This is a genomic window from Microbacterium immunditiarum, from assembly GCF_013409785.1.
Lineage (GTDB): Bacteria > Actinomycetota > Actinomycetes > Actinomycetales > Microbacteriaceae > Microbacterium > Microbacterium immunditiarum.
On sequence record NZ_JACCBV010000001.1, the window covers coordinates 1,679,547 to 1,697,568 of the forward strand.

The 18,022-nt window shown below is 69.7% G+C and carries 15 protein-coding genes and 1 tRNA gene; 6 read left to right on the forward strand and 10 right to left on the reverse strand.

Going from position 1 to position 18,022, the window contains the following annotated elements; genetic code table 11:
* Window positions 1-9: 9 nt before the first annotated feature.
* Complete coding sequence (locus BJ991_RS07710) at window positions 10-3,711, reverse strand: nitrate reductase subunit alpha (protein WP_179488923.1); 3,702 nt, start codon at window positions 3,709-3,711, stop codon at window positions 10-12.
* Window positions 3,712-3,885: 174 nt separating this feature from the next.
* Window positions 3,886-3,957: transfer RNA gene (locus tag BJ991_RS07715), tRNA-Lys, on the reverse strand.
* A gap of 97 nt (window positions 3,958-4,054) precedes the next feature.
* Between BJ991_RS07715 and BJ991_RS07720 the strand changes: the two genes are divergently transcribed.
* The gene (locus BJ991_RS07720; protein WP_179488925.1) at window positions 4,055-4,255 is read left to right on the forward strand and encodes a hypothetical protein; all 201 of its coding nucleotides are present in this window, start codon (window positions 4,055-4,057) and stop codon (window positions 4,253-4,255) included.
* A gap of 15 nt (window positions 4,256-4,270) precedes the next feature.
* Here BJ991_RS07720 and BJ991_RS07725 read toward each other — a convergent pair whose 3' ends face one another.
* Window positions 4,271-5,776, reverse strand: coding sequence for a serine/threonine-protein kinase (locus tag BJ991_RS07725; RefSeq protein ID WP_179488926.1), 1,506 nt, complete (start codon window positions 5,774-5,776; stop codon window positions 4,271-4,273).
* Between the two features lie 159 nt (window positions 5,777-5,935).
* Here BJ991_RS07725 and BJ991_RS07730 point away from each other — a divergent pair, with 159 nt between their 5' ends.
* Both BJ991_RS07730 and BJ991_RS07735 read left to right on the forward strand, forming a co-directional pair.
* Window positions 5,936-6,571, forward strand: a complete 636-nt coding sequence (locus tag BJ991_RS07730) for a DNA-directed RNA polymerase subunit beta (RefSeq protein ID WP_179488927.1) — start codon at window positions 5,936-5,938, stop codon at window positions 6,569-6,571.
* 163 nt (window positions 6,572-6,734) lie between these two features.
* Window positions 6,735-7,619 (forward strand): aminodeoxychorismate lyase, encoded by an 885-nt coding sequence (locus BJ991_RS07735; protein ID WP_179488928.1) that lies wholly within the window; start codon window positions 6,735-6,737, stop codon window positions 7,617-7,619.
* Between the two features lie 23 nt (window positions 7,620-7,642).
* Here the strand turns inward: BJ991_RS07735 and pstB are convergent, their stop codons facing one another.
* From pstB to BJ991_RS07770, 7 genes are all read right to left on the reverse strand, one after another.
* The gene (gene pstB, locus BJ991_RS07740) at window positions 7,643-8,422 is read right to left on the reverse strand and encodes a phosphate ABC transporter ATP-binding protein PstB (RefSeq protein WP_179488929.1); all 780 of its coding nucleotides are present in this window, start codon (window positions 8,420-8,422) and stop codon (window positions 7,643-7,645) included.
* Between the two features lie 44 nt (window positions 8,423-8,466).
* Window positions 8,467-9,576 (reverse strand): phosphate ABC transporter permease PstA, encoded by a 1,110-nt coding sequence (gene pstA / locus BJ991_RS07745; RefSeq protein ID WP_179488930.1) that lies wholly within the window; start codon window positions 9,574-9,576, stop codon window positions 8,467-8,469.
* Between the two features lies 1 nt (window position 9,577).
* The gene (gene pstC / locus BJ991_RS07750; RefSeq protein ID WP_179488931.1) at window positions 9,578-10,528 is read right to left on the reverse strand and encodes a phosphate ABC transporter permease subunit PstC; all 951 of its coding nucleotides are present in this window, start codon (window positions 10,526-10,528) and stop codon (window positions 9,578-9,580) included.
* Between the two features lie 84 nt (window positions 10,529-10,612).
* Window positions 10,613-11,713, reverse strand: a complete 1,101-nt coding sequence (gene pstS / locus BJ991_RS07755; RefSeq protein WP_179488932.1) for a phosphate ABC transporter substrate-binding protein PstS — start codon at window positions 11,711-11,713, stop codon at window positions 10,613-10,615.
* Window positions 11,714-11,862: 149 nt separating this feature from the next.
* Entirely contained in the window at window positions 11,863-12,801 is a 939-nt protein-coding gene (locus BJ991_RS07760) for an NUDIX hydrolase (protein WP_179488933.1), read from the reverse strand.
* Window positions 12,798-14,963, reverse strand: coding sequence for an RNA degradosome polyphosphate kinase (locus tag BJ991_RS07765; RefSeq protein WP_179488935.1), 2,166 nt, complete (start codon window positions 14,961-14,963; stop codon window positions 12,798-12,800). The genes BJ991_RS07760 and BJ991_RS07765 overlap by 4 nt, the downstream gene beginning before the upstream one ends.
* Window positions 14,964-15,005: 42 nt before the next feature.
* The gene (locus BJ991_RS07770; RefSeq protein ID WP_179488937.1) at window positions 15,006-15,719 is read right to left on the reverse strand and encodes a response regulator transcription factor; all 714 of its coding nucleotides are present in this window, start codon (window positions 15,717-15,719) and stop codon (window positions 15,006-15,008) included.
* 123 nt (window positions 15,720-15,842) lie between these two features.
* On the opposite strand from BJ991_RS07770, the gene BJ991_RS07775 reads away from it, so the two are divergent.
* The 3 genes from BJ991_RS07775 to ygfZ all read left to right on the forward strand — a co-directional run bounded on the left by BJ991_RS07775 (window position 15,843) and on the right by ygfZ (window position 18,013).
* Window positions 15,843-16,133 carry a hypothetical protein gene (locus BJ991_RS07775; RefSeq protein ID WP_179488939.1) on the forward strand — a complete coding sequence of 97 codons (291 nt, stop codon included), beginning with the start codon at window positions 15,843-15,845 and terminating at the stop codon, window positions 16,131-16,133.
* Window positions 16,134-16,301: 168 nt separating this feature from the next.
* Window positions 16,302-16,910, forward strand: coding sequence for a heme-binding beta-barrel domain-containing protein (locus BJ991_RS07780; RefSeq protein ID WP_179488941.1), 609 nt, complete (start codon window positions 16,302-16,304; stop codon window positions 16,908-16,910).
* On the forward strand, window positions 16,910-18,013 hold the full coding sequence (ygfZ, locus tag BJ991_RS07785) for a CAF17-like 4Fe-4S cluster assembly/insertion protein YgfZ (RefSeq protein ID WP_179488942.1): 1,104 nt from the start codon (window positions 16,910-16,912) through the stop codon (window positions 18,011-18,013). Before BJ991_RS07780 ends, ygfZ begins: the two co-directional genes overlap by 1 nt.
* The last annotated feature ends 9 nt before the right edge of the window (window positions 18,014-18,022 follow it).

An 18,022-nucleotide genomic window follows, 5' to 3' on the forward strand; every position in this document is an offset into this window, starting at 1 on the left:
CATCACCTCCTAGTACTCCACGTCCTGGCTTCGGCGGCGGATCGTCGCCACCATGTCGCGTTGGTTCCCCGTCGGGCCGAGGTAGTTGAACGTGTACGAGAGCTGCGCGTACCCGCCGATGAGGTGCGTGGGCTTGACGAGCAGCCGAGTGACCGAGTTGTGGATGCCCCCGCGCCTGCCGGTCGCCTCGGACTTCGGCACGTCGATCGTGCGCTCCTGCGCGTGGTGCACGTAGACGACGCCTTCGGGCATCCGGTGCGACACGATCGCGCGGGCCACGAGCACGCCGTTGGAGTTGACGCACTCGACCCAGTCGTTGTCGGCCGCGGCGATCGCGGCCGCGTCCTGCGGACTCATCCACACGGTCGGCCCGCCGCGCGAGAGCGACAGCATGAAGAGGTTGTCCTGGTACTCCGAGTGGATCGACCACTTCGAGTGCGGGGTGAGGTACCGCACCGTCACCTGCTGTGCGCCGTCGGGCCCGAGCCTCGGCTCGCCGAACAGCCGGTGCAGATCGAGCGGCGGGCGGTAGATCGGCATCGCCTCGCCGAGGTCGCGCATCCAGTCGTGGTCGAGGTAGAAGTGCATGCGCCCGGTGAGCGTGTGGAAGGGCTTGAGGCGCTCGATGTTGACCGTGAACGGCGCGTATCGTCGCCCGCCCGTCTCGGAGCCCGACCACTCGGGAGACGTGATGACGGGCACGGGCGCCGCCTGCGTCATCGCGAACGTGATGTGCTTCTCCTCCGAGCCTGCCGCGAGGTCGGCCAGCGGCTTGCCGACGCGCTTCTCGAGCGTGCGGAACCCCTGCCATGCGAGCTCGCCGTTCGTCGTGCCCGAGAACGTGAGGATCGCCTCGGCGAGCTTCACGTCGGTGTCGATCGCGGGACGCCCCGCCGCGGGTCCGGACGGGTACACGCCGTGCATCTTCGCGAGCCGCTCCACCTCGTGCGAGACGTCGTACGTGACGTTCTTGACCGTGAACCCGAGCTTGTCGGCGAGAGGCCCGATCGCCGCGAGCTTGTCGGCGATCGCGGTGTAGTCGCGCTCGACGACCATGAGCTGCGGCATCGTGCGTCCCGGTACAGGGTCGACGTCACCGCGTGCCCAGTCGCGCACGACGCCTCCCGGCTGAGCCGTCTCGCCCGGGGTGTCGTGCTGCATCGGCACCGACACGAGGTCCTGGCGCACGCCGAGGTGCTTCTTCGCCATCTCGGACAGCTCGCGCGCGATCGCGTGGAACAGGTCGAAGTCGCTGCGCGCCTCCCACGGCGGGTCGATCGCCGGCGTGAACGCGTGCACGAACGGGTGCATGTCGGTCGACGAGAGGTCGTGCTTCTCGTACCACGTCGCCGCCGGGAAGATGACATCCGACAGCAGTGTCGTCGAGGTCATGCGGAAGTCGGCCGACACGAGCAGGTCGAGCTTTCCCTCGGGGATCTCGTCGCGCCACGCGACATCACGAGGGCGAACGGATGCCTCGTCCGACGCCATCACATTGCTGTGCGTTCCGAGGAGGTACTTGAGGAAGTACTCGTTGCCCTTCGCGCTCGAGCCGAGGAGGTTCGACCGCCACAGGGTCAGCAGCCGCGGCCAGTTCTCGGGGGCGTCGACATCGGAGATCGCGGGCTTGAGCACGCCGTCGGCGAGCTGGCGGACGACGTAGGACGCGGCATCCGGAGCCTGCCCCGTTTCGACCGCGTCGGCGGCCTCGTCGGCGAGGTCGAGCGGATTGCGGTCGAACTGCGGGTAGAAGGGCATCCAGCCGAGGCGTGCCGACTGCGCGATCGTGTCGGCGGTGTGCAGGCCGTCGAGGTTGCCCTCGGCGAGGGGCGATGCGAGCGCGTCGGCGCTGTAGCCGTCGAAGCGCCACTGGTCGGTGTGCATGTACCAGTAGGCGGTGCCGATCATCGTGCGCGGCGGCCGCGCCCAGTCGAGCGCGTTCGCGAGCGAGATCCACCCCGTGATGGGGCGGCACTTCTCCTGCCCGACGTAGTGCGCCCACCCGCCGCCGTTGCGGCCCATCGAGCCGGTGAGGATGAGCATCGCGAGGATCGCGCGGTATGTCGCGTCGCCGTGGAACCACTGGCAGATGCCCGCGCCCATGATGACCATCGACCGTCCGCCCGACTCGGCGGAGTTGTTGGCGAACTCCCGCGCGATGCGCGTGCACGCCTCGGCGGAGACTCCCGTGATGTCCTCCTGCCACGCGGGCGTGTACGGCGTCGTCGGATCGTCGTAGCCGGTCGGCCACTCGCCCGGCAGCCCCTCGCGTCCCACGCCGTACTGCGCGAGCAGCAGGTCGAGGACCGTTGTGACGAGAACCCCGTGCACGCGGGTCGCCGGCACGCCGCGCCGCATGACCTCACCCGATCCGTCCGGGGCGTCGAAGCGGGGGAGCAGCACCTCCGCGGGCTCTTCGCTCACCTTCGCGTCGCGCACCGACAGCGCGGGGACGATGCCCTCGAGGTCGAGGTTCCAGCGACCCTCACCCGAGTCGGCGTAGCGGAAGCCCATCGAGCCGTTCGGCACGCGAGGGGCACCGGATGCCGCGTCGAGCACGACCGTCTTCCACGCGTCCTCCGGCGCCTGTTCCCCGAGGTCGGCAGCCGTGAGGAACTTGCCCGGAACGAGCCCGCCGCCTGTGTGCGGCACGAGCGTGATGAGGTGCGGCAGGTCGGTGTACTGACGCGTGTAGTCGACGAAGAACGGCACGCGCGAGTCGACGTAGCGCTCCTTGAGGATGACGTGTCCCATCGCCATCGCGAGCGCGGCATCCGTCCCCGCCTGGCACGGCAGCCACTCGTCGGCGAACTTCGTGTTGTCGGCGTAGTCGGGGCTCACCGTCACGACCTTCGTGCCGCGGTAGCGCACCTCGGTCATCCAGTGCGCATCGGGCGTGCGCGTGACGGGCACGTTCGAGCCCCACATCATGAGGTAGGTCGCGTCCCACCAGTCGCCCGACTCGGGGACGTCGGTCTGGTCGCCGAAGACCTGGGGGCTCGCGACCGGGAGGTCGGCGTACCAGTCGTAGAAGCTCGTCATGACGCCGCCGACGAGCTGCGTGAACCGCGTGCCGATGCAGTGCGACACCATCGACATCGCCGGGATGGGCGAGAAACCCGCGACGCGGTCGGGACCATACTCCTTGATCGTGTGGACGTACCCTGCCGCGACGAGCTCGACCGCCTCGCGCCAGCTCGCGCGCACGAGGCCGCCCTTGCCGCGCGCCCGCTGGTATCGGCGGCGCGTCTCAGGGTTCTTCGTCACTTCGCCGAACGCGAGCACGGGGTCGCCCGTACGGGAGCGCGCCTCGCGGTACGCCTCGAGCAGCGCGCCCCGCACGTACGGGTAGCGCACGCGCGTGGGGGAGTAGGTGTACCAAGAGAACGCAGCCCCGCGGGGGCACCCGCGGGGCTCGTATTCGGGACGGTCCGGTCCGACGCTCGGGTAGTCCGTCTGCTGCGCCTCCCACGTGATGATCCCGTCCTTCACGTAGACCTTCCACGAACAGGATCCCGTGCAGTTCACGCCGTGCGTCGAGCGGACGACCTTGTCGTGGCTCCATCTGTCCCTATAGAAGACGTCGCCCTCGCGCCCTCCCTCGAGGAACGCCGCGCGATGATCGGGGGTCTGATCCCACCGCGTGAAGAACCGCCCCGCTGCGAGCAGAGCGTCTGAAGCCGGCCCATCCACACCGATGCGAGGCGTCATGCCCGGGACGATACCGAGGACCGGATGCCTCCACCAGGGTCACCGCGGCGCGTTGAGATGGTAGGCCTGGAGGGGCGGCCCGTGTCGTGGGCCCGGAGGGGCTCGAACCCTCGACCCGCGGGTCGCCGACCCGGGCATCCGTCGATGTCGGAGCCGAGAACTAGGAAGGTGGTGTGCCCCCGGAGAATTACGATATCTCGACCCACCGGTTAAAAGCCGGTTGCTCTGCCTCTGAGCTACGGGGGCTGGGCGAAGTGCCGCAGAAGACCTGCGGCACCTGTCGGCAGTCTAAGCCACTCGCCGAGTTCAATCGAAAGCGTCCCGCGCAGACGGGCTTCAGGAAGTGTGCCTCGACTTCGACCATCGCCCCGGCAGCGACAAGCGCAAAGACGTCATGCGCATGGTCGATGAGGGCTTCTCGATCGCCGTTCTCACGGCCGAGATCGCGAAGTGCGATGTGCGATGCCGCAACTGCCACGCCATCGTCACCCTCGAACGGGCGGGCGACAATTGGCGGTCGCGGGCGATGCAGGACGACCCCTGACCCCCGACGGATGGGCTATTCGTTGCCTCCGCGGCCGTTGCCGCTGCCGCTGTTCGAGTCGCTGCGGTCTCCGTTGGCGCCGTTGTCGCCCGGTCCGCTGTTCGGGTTGCCCCCGCCGCTGCTTGAGCCTTCGGAGGTGCCGGAGACGCCGACCGGCTCGGCCGGCGCGTTGTCGGCGGGTCCCTGCTCGGCCTGCCGTTGCTCGATGGGCCTCTGGTTGATCGATCCCTGTTCGGCGGGAGCGGGGTCGCCGCGCTGATCGACCACCCCCTGGTCGACGGTCTGCTGCTCGACGGGAGCCTCGTCGACCGTCTCCTCGGCCACCGAGTCCTGAGGCTCCACTTCTGACGTGTACGCCGGGTTCGGACTGCGGTCGGTGAACGGCGCGGCGGCACCCAGCCCGGGCAGCCACATCACCATGACGATCGCGGCCGTGAGCAGCGCCGCGGCTGCGACGATTGCGACGAAGACGCCGCGCGTGCGCCGACGGCGAGGCGGCGCCGGGTGATCGCGATCCTCGATGGGGTAGGCCGACGGGTACACCGCGGTCGCGGCATCCGTCCTCTCGGGCACGGCGGCGATCGGCTTGGGCGTGACCGGCTCCTCGCGCATCCACTCGGCGGGAATCGTCAGCGGCTCGGTGCTCACGGTCACCGTGTCGGCGCGGGAACGCGCTACGGCGGCCTGGCCGGCGAGCGTCGCCGCGACTTCGAGGGCCGTCGGCCGGTCCTCGGGCCGTGAGGCCGTCATGCCCCGCAGCAGGCACTTCCACGTCTCATCGAGGTGCTCGGGGATCTCGGGCGACCGCACGAGGCGGGCGGTCACCGCGCCGAAGCCCTCGGCCTCGCCGAACGGCCGCCTGCCGGTCATCGCCTCGAGCAGCATGATGCCGAAGGCGTAGATGTCGGCCGGCGGTGCGGGCGCGGCCCCGCGCGCCTGCTCGGGGGCGATGTAGGCGATCGTGCCGATCACGATGCCCGGGTTCGTCATCCGCGCGGAGTCGAGCAGGTACGCGATTCCGAAGTCGGCGACCTTGGCACGCCACGGATGCCCCGGCAGGGGCGACTCGCACAGGAGGATGTTCGACGGCTTGATGTCGCGGTGCACGATGCCGGCGGCGTGGGCGAGATGGAGGCCCTCTGCGATGTCGACGGCGATCGCCGCGAGCTCGTCCTGATCGACCGGGCCATCGGCGATGAGGTCGCGCAGGGTGCGCCCTTCGACGTGCTCCATCACGAGGAAGCTGACGTCGTCGCGCGATACGTGGGCGTCGAAGAGGGTCACGAGCGAGTGGTGGTTGAGCGTCGCGAGGGCCGACGTCTCGGCCTCGGCGCGCTCCTGGCCGCCCGGCTCGGAGAACGGACCCTGGAGCATCTTGATGGCGACCGTGCGGTGCAGCAGCGTGTCCTCCGCGCGGTAGACGCGGGCCATCCCGCCGACGCCGATGCACTCCTCGAGGCGATACCGCCCACCGAGCAGCTCGCCGGTGGCCGGTCCGCTGATCTCGCGTACATCCGTCATGATCTGAATCCCCCTGCCCGTCAACACGGCCTCGTGACTCGGGCAGGTTCACGCTACGCTTCGCCCCCTTCCCGCCAAGACGCCCTTGACCTGGCGGCCGATCGATGCAAGGGCCACCCCGCGGGGCCGCCTCCGAGGGCCGGGAGTACCCTTGACCGGGTGAGCGAATCGAGGGATTTCCACAAGCCCGTACGGCGGCCGGCCGAGCTCTTCGACCGGCTGTTCTCGGCTGAGGACCCTGCTGAGGTCTCGCGCGTCGCCCACGCCACGGCGAGCGCGCTGCTCACGCGCGTGCGGGAGAAGCCCGACTCGGCCGTCGTCGAGCGGCTCGTCGCGTTCACCGACGACCACGGCATCGACGACATCGCGGAGCTGTGGTCGCGGTCGCCCGCCCGGTCCCTTCCGGGCGCGCTGTGGCGGCTGTACCTGCTGCAGCTGATGATCCATGACGATCCCATCACCGCCGCCCTGCTGTACGAGCGGGGGCGCAGCGAGCTCATGTCCGCCGACGACGTCATCGCCGGGGCGCCGTCGCCCGCCGGTCCCGACGAGCTCGTCGCGCTCGTCGACACGATCCTGCGCGGACTGTTCCAGGGCGACTTCGCGGTCGCGCTCGATCGCGCAGCGGCCTTCTGCCGCGTGCAGGCGTCGGGCGCGAGCCATCTGGCCGACGACTACGAGGGCACCGAGCCCGACCGGGCGTCCGCCCTCACGACGCGCGCGTTGCGCCTGTCGACCTACGCCGTGGACCTCACCGCGTGCGCGGCCCTGTGGCGGCGCGACTCGCTGACCTGAAGCGGCGGAGACCCGCGGGTACGAGAGTGCCGGGCCGCAGAACGCCTCTCGGCGCGAGGCCGCTCGCAGCGGCAGAAGTTGGAGCCCGGGGTTACTGCGGCCCGGCCGATCCAGTGTAACGGCTGCGGACGGTGGTCTATTCCGGCGCGATTAGGCTCGGAGGATGACCTGGCGTTTCGCGCTCGTGATCGAGCCCGCGGCATCCGATGATCCCCGTCACGATTTCGCCGGCACGTTCACGGTCATCGACGCGTCGGCTCCCGCCCTCACCGTCGGTGAGCTGAGCACGCAGCGCGGCGACGGCGTCTTCGAGTCGATCGGGGTCGTCGACGGCCACGCGCAGGAGGTCGCGGCGCACCTCGAGCGCCTCACGCACTCGGCGGCGCTGTGCGATCTGCCGGTGCCGCATCTCGAGCAGTGGCGCCAGGCTGTCGCGGTTGCCGCGGCCGCGTGCGGGCCGGGTGAGGCTGTCATCAAGCTCATCCTGAGCCGCGGCATCGAGCACGGCCCGACGCCCACCGCTTGGGTCATCGCGGCCCCGGCCGCCGACAACACGTCCGCGCGCGAGCGCGGGGTCCGCGTCGTGACGCTCGACCGCGGCTACGGCATCGACACGCCGTCGCGGGCGCCGTGGCTGCTGCTGGGTGCGAAGACGCTGTCGTACGCGGTCAACATGGCCGCGATCCGCGAAGCGAAGCGCCGCGGCGCCGACGACGCCGTGTTCGTGTCGTCGGACGGCTTCGTGCTCGAAGGACCGACGTCGTCGGTCATCCTGCGCCGCGGCGATGTGTTCGTGACGCCCACTCCCGGCGCGGGGATCCTGCACGGCACGACCCAGCTCAGCCTCTTCGACGAGCTCGAGCGGCGCGGCTTCCAGACCGCCTACGAAGACGTGCCGGTGGCGGCTCTGCGAGAGGCGGATGCCGCGTGGCTCGTCTCGAGCGTGCGCCTGGCCGTCCCCGTGGTGGCCGTCGACGGGGAGCCCCTGCCGTTCGATCCCCCCTTCACCGGGTCGCTCAATGCGTACCTGCTGAGCCCGCGCGACTGAGCCTGGGCGACTGAGCCTGCGGACTATCCGAACCGGCCGGAGACGTAGTCCTCGGTGGCCTGCACCGACGGCGTCGTGAAGATCGTACGCGTGTCGTCGTACTCGATGAGCTTGCCCGGCTTGCCCGTGCCGGCGATGTTGAAGAAGGCGGTCCTGTCGGACACGCGGGACGCCTGCTGCATGTTGTGCGTCACGATGACGATCGTGTACTCCTGCTTGAGCTCGGCGATCAGCTCCTCGATCGCGTAGGTGGAGATCGGATCGAGGGCCGAGCACGGCTCGTCCATGAGAAGCACGTCGGGCGACACCGCGATCGCGCGCGCGATGCACAGTCGCTGCTGCTGACCGCCCGACAGACCCGAGCCGGGCTTGTCGAGCCGGTCCTTCACCTCGTTCCACAGGTTCGCGCCGCGCAGCGAGCGCTCGACGAGGTCGTCGGCGTCGGACTTCGAGATGCGCCGGTTGTTGAGCTTGACGCCTGCCAGAACGTTCTCGCGGATCGACATCGTCGGGAACGGGTTCGGCCGCTGGAAGACCATTCCGACCTGGCGGCGTACGAGCACGGGGTCGACGTTGGGCTCATACAGATTCTCGCCGTCCAGCAGCACCTCGCCCTCGACACGCGCGCCGGGGATCACCTCGTGCATGCGGTTGAGGGTGCGCAGGAATGTCGACTTGCCGCAGCCCGACGGGCCGATGAAGGCCGTGACGCTGCGCGGTTCGATGTCGAGGCTCACACCCTCGACGGCCAGGAAGTCGCCGTAGTAGACGTTCAGGTCGTTGACTTCGATGCTCTTGGACACGATTCCTCTTGGTTCGATTCACTGGTTCGGGGCCGGTCGGGCGCTCATCGGCCGAGCTTGGGGGAGAAGATCCTCGCGACGCCGCGCGCGATGAGATTCAGCACCATGACGATCACGATCAGCGTCAGCGCGGCGGCCCACGCACGGTCGATGTATGCCTGCGCTGGTATGCCCTGGTTCATGTACTGGGAGTAGGCGAAGACGGGAAGGGTCATCATCCGGCCCTCGAAGAGGTTGTAGTTCATAGAGGTGGTGACGCCCGCCGTCAGAAGCAGGGGCGCCGTCTCGCCGATGACGCGCGAGATCGACAGCATCACGCCCGTCGTGATCCCGGCCATCGAGGTGGGCAGCACGACCTTCACGATCGTGCGCCACTTCGGCACGCCGAGCGCATAGGACGCCTCTCGCAGCTCATTCGGCACGAGGCGCAGCATCTCTTCGCTCGAGCGGACGACGACCGGGATCATGAGGACCGCGAGCGAGACTGAGCCCATGATGCCGAGTCGGATGCCGGGACCGAAGATGAGGGCGAAGACGGCGTACGCGAACAGGCCCGCGACGATCGAGGGGATGCCGGTCATGACGTCGACGAGGAACGTGATGCCGCGCGCGACGCGCCTGCCCTCGCCGTACTCGATGAGATAGATCGCGGTGAAGATGCCGATCGGGATCGAGATGACCGCAGCCGCGAGCGTGATCAGGAGCGTACCCACGATCGCGTGGAGCGCGCCGCCGCCTTCGCCCACGACGTTGCGCATCGACATCGAGAAGAAGTCGGCAGAGATGCCCGCGATGCCGTTGACGACGACCGTCCATGCGACCGAGACGAGCGGGATCATCGCGATCGCGAAGGCGACCGTGACCACTCCGGTCACCAGGCGGTCGACGGCGCGACGTCGGCCCTCGACGAGGGTCGATACCGAGGTGATGAGCACCAGGTACAGGAGCGCCGAGACGATCGCCCAGCCGGCGATGTTGAATCCCGTGCCGTCCGCGAGCGCGAACACTCCCATCAGCAGCGCCCCGAAGATCGCGCTCGCGACGAGGATCGCCCACGGGACCCATCCCGACAGGTGGCCGCTGGTCAGCCGCCGCGTCGGGTCCGTCGCCGTCGACGGCGCGGGCGACGAGGGGGGAGCAGTCGTCACGGTCATGTCAGTTGGCCCCCGAGAATTCCTTGCGACGGCTGACGATCCAGCGCGCGAGCGCGTTCACGGCGAACGTCACGATGAAGAGGATGAGGCCCGTGGCGATGAGGACGTTGATGTTCGTCCCGTAGGCCTCGGGGAAGGTCAGGGCGATGTTGGCGGGGATCGTGCCCGGATTCTCGGAGGTGAAGAGCCGGAAGGTGATGATGTTCGCCGATGAGAGGACCATCGCCACCGCCATCGTCTCGCCGAGCGCGCGACCGAGGCCGAGCATCGATGCCGACACGATGCCGCTGCGGCCGAAGGGGAACACCGCCATCCGGATCATCTCCCACCGGGTCGCGCCGAGCGCGAGGGCGGCTTCCTCGTGGAGGACCGGGGTCTGCAGGAAGATCTCCCGGCAGATCGCGGTGATGATCGGCACGACCATCACCGCGAGCACGATGGCGGCGGTGAAGATCGTGCGGCCGGTGCCGGACACGGTTCCGCCGAACAGGGGGAACCATCCCATGTTCGCGTTGAGCCACACGTAGACGGGCTGGACGGCCGGGGCGAGCACGAGGATCCCCCAGAGGCCGAACACGACGGACGGCACCGCGGCGAGCAGGTCGACGATGTAGCCGAGCCCCTGGGCGAGCCGTCGTGGCGCGTAGTGCGAGATGAAGAGGGCGACGCCCACCGACAGCGGCACCGCCATCACAAGGGCGAGGAGAGAGGCCCAGACCGTGCCGAAGGCGAGCGGCCAGACATAGTCCCAGAAGCTGCCACTCAGGATCGAGGCGGTCTCGGGCGTCGCGGTCATGCCGGGGATCGACTGGACGATGAGGAAGATCGCGACGGCGGCGAGCGTCACGAGGATCATGGTTCCGGCAGCCAGCGCGGTCGCCGAGAACCATCGGTCGCCCGGTCGCTGCTTCGCCTTGGGCGGCGCCGGTGCCGGAGCGATTGTCGTCGTCATGGGGTGCTGGTCCCTCTGTCGGCCTCTCATGGGTTCACCCGGCCCGGCATGAGACGCCGGGCCGGGTGCGGGTGGTGTGTGGAGTTACTCGGTGACGATCAGGTCGAGCGCCGACTGCATCGACTCGCGCTGCGAGTCCGAGATGGGAGCGCTGCCGGCGGCCTCAGCCGCGGCTTGCTGACCCTCGGGGCTGATGACGTACTCGAGGAAGCCCTTCACGAGCGGTGCGATCGCCGCGTCGGCGTACTCCTCGCAGGCGACCATGTAGCTCACGAGCACGATCGGGTACGCGGCCTCGTCCGGCGTGCGGTCGAGGGCGATCGCGAGGTCGCCCGCAGTGCGGCCCTCCTCCAGGGGGGACGCGTCGACGATCGCCGCCGCCGCCTCGGGTGAGTACGAGACGAACTCATCGCCGATCTGCACCGCGACCGTGCCGAAGCCCTCGGCACGGGACGCGTCGGCGTAGCCGATCGTCCCGGTGCCGCCGTCGACGGCCGCGACGACGCCCGAGGTCTGAGGCGCGGCCTCGCCGCTCTGCAACGGCCACACGCCATCCGGCTCCCACGTCCACACGTCGGGTGCGGCCTGGAAGAGGTAGTCGGTGAAGTTCTCGGTGGTGCCCGAGTCGTCGGCGCGGTGCACCGGCGTGATCGCGAGGTCGGGCAGCTCGGTGCCCTCGTTCAGCGCGGCGATGGCGGGGTCGTTCCAGTTGGTGATCTCACCCGCGAAGATGCCGGCGATGGTCGCGGCATCCATGTTGAGCGTGTCGACCCCGTCGAGGTTGAAGATCACGGCGATCGGCGAGATGTACGAGGGAAGCTGGATGATGCCCGAGCCGTCGACGCACGCGTCGAACGGGCCCTCGGCGATCTCGTCGGTCGTGAACGCGCGGTCCGACCCGGCGAAGTCGACGGCGCCCGCCTGGAACGATTCGCGACCCGCGCCGGAGCCCGACGGCTCGTACGTGACGGTCGCGTCGGAGTTGAGGGTCTGGAAGCCGGCGGCCCAGGCCTGCACGGCGACGTCCTGCGAGGACGCCCCTGCGGCCGCGAGCTGCCCCGACAGGGTGGGGGTGTCGGGGTCAGTGGCGTCGCCACCGCTCTGCTCGTTCGCGGCGCAGGCCGACAGCGTGAGGGCCGCGATTGCGGCGACAGCGCCCACCTGGGCGATGCGGGAGATCTTCACAGTGGATCCTTCTTCACGTTTCAGGGATTGAGTCACCCGGTGCGGGGTTCGCACTGAAACGTAGACACCGGTCGTTACCAGAGTGGAGTGCGCCGGTGAACGGACGGTGAACGGGAGAGGGCCCGGAATCGGACGCGCGAGCGGGTGGGTCAGTCCTTGGGCACGTGAGTCTCGATCGTGACGATCCCCGATCCGGGGTTGTCGACCGAGAGGTGCACGACCGAGAACGCGGCCGGCTCGAGGGCCGACGCGCTGCCGAGGTACGAGCCGCGCAGGGTGCCCGTCGCAAGTGCGAGCTCGCTGAGGATGTCGGGGAGCACGGGGCCGTGGCTGCACAGCACGGCGGGCTTGCGCGCCCGGACTCGCTGGCCCACGACCGCCCGCGCGTCGGACGTGCCCTTCTCCCACGCGTCCTGGCTGAGGAGCTTCGTCGTCTCGATCCGCCGGTCGAGCGCGCGCGCGAGCGGCTCGATCGTCTCGACGCACCGCACGGCGGGGCTCGAGACGATCTTGCGCACGCCGAACGCGCGAAGGGGGCCGACGAGCGCCTTGGCCTGCTTGCGGCCGCGCGAGGTCAGGGGACGCTTGCGGTCCTTGCCCTTCCATTCGTCGCGCGAGACGGATCTCGCGTGGCGCAGCACGACGAGCGGAAACGTGCCGAGCACCCCCTCCTCGACGATGCGGTTGAAGTGCTCGAGGATCTCGACGTCGACGGGGTAGCTCAGCCGCCCCATCGCCTTCCGCAGAGGGACCCACTCGAGCGCGGCGATCTCGCGGTTGGGCACGAACGCGGAGGCGCGGATCGCGGCATCCGTCGCCTCTGCCGCCCAGTAGTGCACGATCTTCTGCCGCTTGTTGGGCATGTGGTAGCGCGAGACGCCCACGGGCACGCCGAGCACGACGCGGATGCCGGTCTCCTCGAAGATCTCGCGCGCGGCCGTCTCGGCGAGCGTCTCGCCGGGATCGACCTTGCCCTTGGGCAGCGTCACGTCGCGGTACCGCGTGCGGTGGATGAGGAGCACGAGCAGCTTGCCCTCCACCACACGCCACACGACGCCGCCCGCGGCGTAGACGGCGAGGTCCGTCATCGAACCGCCCGAGCGCGCCGGCGACGCTGCACGCTCATCATCGTGCGGTCCTGGAGGTCGATGAGCGGCTGGCCCGATTCATCCAGGTGGTGCCGGGTCCACTCGCCGTCCGGCCCGAGCCACCACGAACTCGTCTTGTCGGACATCGCGCGGTCGAAGAGCTCGGTGAGTGCCGCGATGTGCGCGGGCGCCACGACCCGCACGAGCGCCTCGACGCGGCGGTCGAGGTTGCGGTGCATCATGTCGGCGCTGCCAATGTACACCTGCGGGTCGCCCTGGTTGTGGAACGCGAAGATGCGCGAGTGCTCGAGGTACCGGCCGAGGATGCTGCGCACCGTGATGCTCTCGCTCATGCCGGCCACGCCCGGCTTGAGCGAGCAGATGCCGCGCACCCACACCTCGACGGGGACACCGGCCTGGCTCGCGCGGTACAGCGCGTCGATGATCTGCTCGTCGACCATCGAGTTGACCTTGATGCGGATGCCGGACGGCTTGCCCGCGAGCGCGTGACGCCGTTCCTTCTCGATCAGCCTCAGCAGCCCCTTGCGCAGGTGGAGCGGCGCGACGAGCAGGCGCTTGAACTTCTTCTCGATCGCGTAGCCGCTCAGCTCGTTGAACAGGCGCGTGAGGTCTCGTCCGACCTCGGGGTCGACCGTGAACAGGCCGAAGTCCTCGTAGATGCGGCTCGTCTTCGGGTTGTAGTTGCCCGTTCCGACGTGGCTGTAATGGCGGAGGACCCCCTCCTCCTCGCGGATGACCAGCGCGAGCTTGCAGTGGGTCTTGAGGCCGACGAGGCCGTAGACGACGTGGACGCCGGCCTTCTCGAGCTTGCGCGCCCACACGATGTTGGCCGCCTCGTCGAAGCGGGCCTTGACCTCGACGAGCGCGAGTACCTGCTTGCCCGCCTCGGCCGCGTCGATGAGCGCCTGCACGATCGGGCTGTCGCCGGACGTGCGGTAGAGGGTCTGCTTGATCGCGAGCACGTGGGGGTCGCGCGCCGACTGCTCGAGGAAGGCCTGCACGCTCGTCGCGAACGACTCGTACGGGTGGTGCACGAGCACGTCGCCCTTGCGGATCGCCGCGAAGATGTCGGCGCGCTGGTTGTTGTCGCCCGGCTGGAACGCCACGGGCGTCGTCGGCACGTGCGGGGTGTAGTGCAGGTCGGGACGGTCGATGCGGGCGAGGTCGAAGAGCCCGCGCAGGTCGAGCGGACCGGGGATGCGGTAGACCTCCTGCGCCGTGATGTCGAGCTCCTTCAGGAGCAGGTCGAGCGTCAGCTCGTCCATGTCGTCGCCGACCTCGAGCCGGATCGGCGGGCCGAAGCGGCGGCGCAGCAGCTCGGCCTCGAGCGCCTGGATGAGGTTCTCGGTCTCGTCCTCCTCGATCACGACGTCCTCGTTGCGGGTGAGGCGGAACGCGTGGTGGTCGAGGATCTCCATGCCCGGGAAGAGGTCGCCGAGGTGGTTCGAGATGAGCTCCTCGAGGCGCACGTAGCGCACGCCCGAATCGCCGTCTGAGACCTGTACGAAGCGGGGGAGCATCGGCGGCACCTTGAGGCGCGCGAACTCCTGACGGCCGGTGCGGGCATTGCGGATGCGGATCGCGAGGTTCAGCGAGAGTCCCGAGATGTACGGGAACGGATGCGCCGGGTCGACCGCGAGCGGCATGAGCACCGGGAACACCTGCGCGTGGAAGTAGTCGCTCAGGCGGTCGCGATCCTCATCGTCGAGCTCGTCCCATCCGACGATCGAGATGCCTTCGTCGACGAGGGCCGGCTTGACCTGGTTGAGCCACACGTCCGCGTGGCGCAGCTGCAGGCGGTGCGCCTCGGCCGAGATGTCGGCGAGCACCTCCTGCGGCGAGCGGCCGACGTTCGTGGGGATCGCGAGGCCGGTCACGATGCGGCGCTTGAGGCCCGCGACCCGAACCATGAAGAACTCGTCGAGGTTGCTCGCGAAGATCGCGAGGAAGTTGGCGCGTTCGAGCAGCGGTACGAACGGGTCTTCGGCCAGTTCGAGAACGCGCTGGTTGAACGCCAGCCAGCTCAGCTCCCGATCGAGGTAGCGGTTGTCGGGCAGCTGTGAGTCGAACGCCTCGTCGAGGTCGAAGTCGTCGTCGTCCGCGTCGCCGAGTCCGGCGTCGAGCACGTCCTGTTCGATCATCAACACATCATTGCAAACGCGGGTGACGTGCGGGGGATCGGCTCACGCCTCGCTGCGGGTGTCGCTGCGCGTGCGCGGGGCGGGGATCTGGTCGTCCTCGTACACGTTGAATCGGTAGCCGACGTTGCGGACCGTGCCGATGAGCTGCTCGAGGTCGCCGAGCTTCGCCCGCAGCCGCCGCACGTGCACGTCGACCGTGCGCGTGCCGCCGAAGTAGTCGTAGCCCCACACCTCGCTCAGGAGCTGCTCGCGAGTGAACACGCGGGACGGATGCGTCGCGAAGAAGTGCAGGAGCTGGAACTCCTTGTACGTGAGGTCGAGCGGCTTGCCGTGCACCTTCGCCGAGTACGAGGACTCGTCGATCGTGATGCCGGAGGTCTGGATGCGGGTCGACCCCTGGTCGGCGGCCGTCTGCCGCCCGATCGCCAGCCGGATGCGCGCGTCGACCTCGGCGGGGCCCGCCGTCACGAGGATGACGTCGTCGACACCCCAGTCCGTCGAGACCGCCGTGAGGCCGCCCTCGGTCACGACCAGGATCAGCGGGGCGTCGAGGCCCGTCGTGTTCAGGATCTTGCACAGCGACTTCGCTCCGACGAGGTCGACGCGGGCGTCGACGAAGATCACGTCGGCGCTCGGAGCGTTCACGAGCTGAGCGGGCTCGGCTGCGATGAGGCGCATACGATGGCTCAGCAGTTCGAGCGAAGGCAGGACAGGGCCGCCTCCGTGGGTGGAGCTCAGAACGAGAAGCTGTGCCAAGGGGGGCCCTCCCGGCGACGGGCGCGCCGTGCCCCCAAGTGTAAAGGCACGCGCGACGCCGGTGCGTGGGGCGTCTTGCGGCGCATGATGACGCGGGGCGGGAGACTGCGCGAGAATGGAGGGGTGGCCGTGCCGGAACTCGTCCCCCGCCGCACGATCGGCGGCATCATCGCCGTCTGGATCGTGGCGGCCCTCGTGGGCATCGCGATCGCCGTCTTCGTCCCGCTCGGGTGGCGCGCGCAGTGGCTCGCGGTCGGGCTCGCCGCATGCCTCATCGTCTCGTTCGTCGTCCAGCTCTCGTACGGCCGCTCCCAGGGCTTCACGCAGCGGGTCGGCGCGAGCGTCCTCGGAGCGTTCGTCGTGCTCGGCATCCTGAGCCTCGGATTCGGGCTCGCGTCGCTGTTCTCGGTCTGACCGTGCGGCGGCCGGCGTCATCGCCCGGGGGTAGAGTGGGGCCATGGACCTCGTCGCGCTCGAACTCTTCTTCGTGGGCCTTCTCGCGCTTGCCTCGCTGGCCATCGTCTTCGTCTCGGGCGTCGTGGTCTGGAACCTCTACCGCGGCCAGCGCTGACGGGCGGCGTCGTGATCGACCTGCCGACCGACCTTCCCGCGGACCTCGTCCCGTTCGCGTGGCTGATCGGGGTGTGGGAGGGCACGGGCGTCATCGACTACGAGGCATCCGGTCATCGGTTCTCCGGTGAGTTCGCACACCGCGTGAGCTTCAGCCACGACGGCGGCGACTACCTCAACTACTCGGCCACGGCATGGCTGCTGGGTGACGATCCGGATGCTCCGCGCGAGCCGCTCGTCGCCGAGATGGGCTTCTGGCGGCTGTCGCGCCAGTCCACCGACGCCGACCCCGGTCCCGGGCTGCTCCCGGCGATCGAAGGGCCCTCGACGCGCACCGCCGACGACGTCGAGGCGCTTCGCAACGCGGGGGGCGGTTTCGACATCGAGGTCTCGCTCGTGCACGCCGACGGCGTGAGCGAGCTGTATCTCGGCCAGATCCGCGGTCCGCGCATCGACATCGCGACGGATGCCGTTGTGCGCACCGCCGGCGCGAAGAACTACGCCGCCGCGACGCGCATGTACGGACTCGTCGAGAACCACCTGCTGTGGGCGTGGGACATCGCCGCGCTCGGCACCGAGCTGTCCTCGCACGCGTCGGCGCGCCTGGCCCGGGCGGACTGATGACCAGCCCGTTCGCCTACGTCCCCGGCGCCGTCGTAGAAGACGGCGTGGTGCTGCACGTCGGCAACCCGCTCGCCGAGCAGCGCGCGCTCGCCGGGGGGAAGGCGATCGTGCCGCTCGGCGATCGCCGCGTGCTCGCGGTGACGGGCGAGGACCGCCTGTCGTGGCTCGACTCCCTCACGTCGCAGGCGCTCAAGGAGCTCGGTCCCGGTGTGAGCGCGGAGCTGCTGGTGCTCGATCCGCAGGGACACGTCGAGCACGAGGCATCCGTCATCGACGACGGCGAGACGACGTGGCTCATCGCCGACGCGGTCGACGCGGAGGGACTGCTCGAGTGGCTCCGCAGGATGCGGTTTCGCCTCCGGGTCGACCCTCGCGACGCGGGCGACGAGTACGCCGTCGTGGGTGGCGCGCCCGAGGCGTTCGCACCGGTGCGCCCCGCGGCCCCCGCGGGGGTCGAGCTCGTGTGGCGCGACCCGTGGCCGAACGTGACGGTGGGCGGATGGGCCTATTCGCCCGTCGACCCGCACCCCGGCGCAGAGCGACGCTGGGCCGAGGCGATCGTCACACGCGACGAGGAGAAGCGCCTCGCGCGGGCGGCAGCCGACGGCGAGCTGACCCTCGCCGGCGCCGTCGCGGCCGAGGCGCTGCGCGTCGCAGCGTGGCGGCCGCGCCGCTCTCGCGAGGTCGACGAGCGCACGCTGCCGCACGAGGTCGACTGGATCCGCACAGCGGTGCACCTCGACAAGGGCTGCTATCGGGGGCAGGAGACCGTCGCGAAGGTGCACAATCTCGGGCATCCGCCGCGGCGGCTCATCGCCCTCCACCTCGACGGGAGCGACAGCGTGCTTCCGTCTCCCGGAGCCGAGGTCCGCGCGGGCGACGTCGTGGTCGGCTCCATCACGTCGGCCGCGCTCCACTACGAGGACGGTCCGATCGCGCTCGCGCTCGTGCGGCGCACGACGCCCGTCGACGCCGAGCTGACGATCGACACCGAGGCGGGTCCGGTGGCCGCGGCGCAGCAGGTCATCGTGCCGCCCGAGGCGGGGGCGACGGCATCCGTTCCCCGCATCCCGCGGCTCTCGCGGCGCGCACGCGCCTGATCCAGACCG

Bases quoted from the DNA above. Each gene is read 5' to 3' on its own strand.
- BJ991_RS07710 (WP_179488923.1), bottom strand. From the start codon at position 3,711: ATGACGCCTCGCATCGGTGTGGATGGGCCGGCTTCAGACGCTCTGCTC.
- BJ991_RS07725 (WP_179488926.1), bottom strand. From the start codon at position 5,776: ATGACGGATGTACGCGAGATCAGCGGACCGGCCACCGGCGAGCTGCTC.
- BJ991_RS07735 (WP_179488928.1), top strand. From the start codon at position 6,735: ATGACCTGGCGTTTCGCGCTCGTGATCGAGCCCGCGGCATCCGATGAT.
- pstA (WP_179488930.1), bottom strand. From the start codon at position 9,576: ATGACCGTGACGACTGCTCCCCCCTCGTCGCCCGCGCCGTCGACGGCG.
- pstC (WP_179488931.1), bottom strand. From the start codon at position 10,528: ATGACGACGACAATCGCTCCGGCACCGGCGCCGCCCAAGGCGAAGCAG.
- BJ991_RS07760 (WP_179488933.1), bottom strand. From the start codon at position 12,801: ATGACGGACCTCGCCGTCTACGCCGCGGGCGGCGTCGTGTGGCGTGTG.
- BJ991_RS07765 (WP_179488935.1), bottom strand. From the start codon at position 14,963: ATGATCGAACAGGACGTGCTCGACGCCGGACTCGGCGACGCGGACGAC.
- ygfZ (WP_179488942.1), top strand. From the start codon at position 16,910: ATGACCAGCCCGTTCGCCTACGTCCCCGGCGCCGTCGTAGAAGACGGC.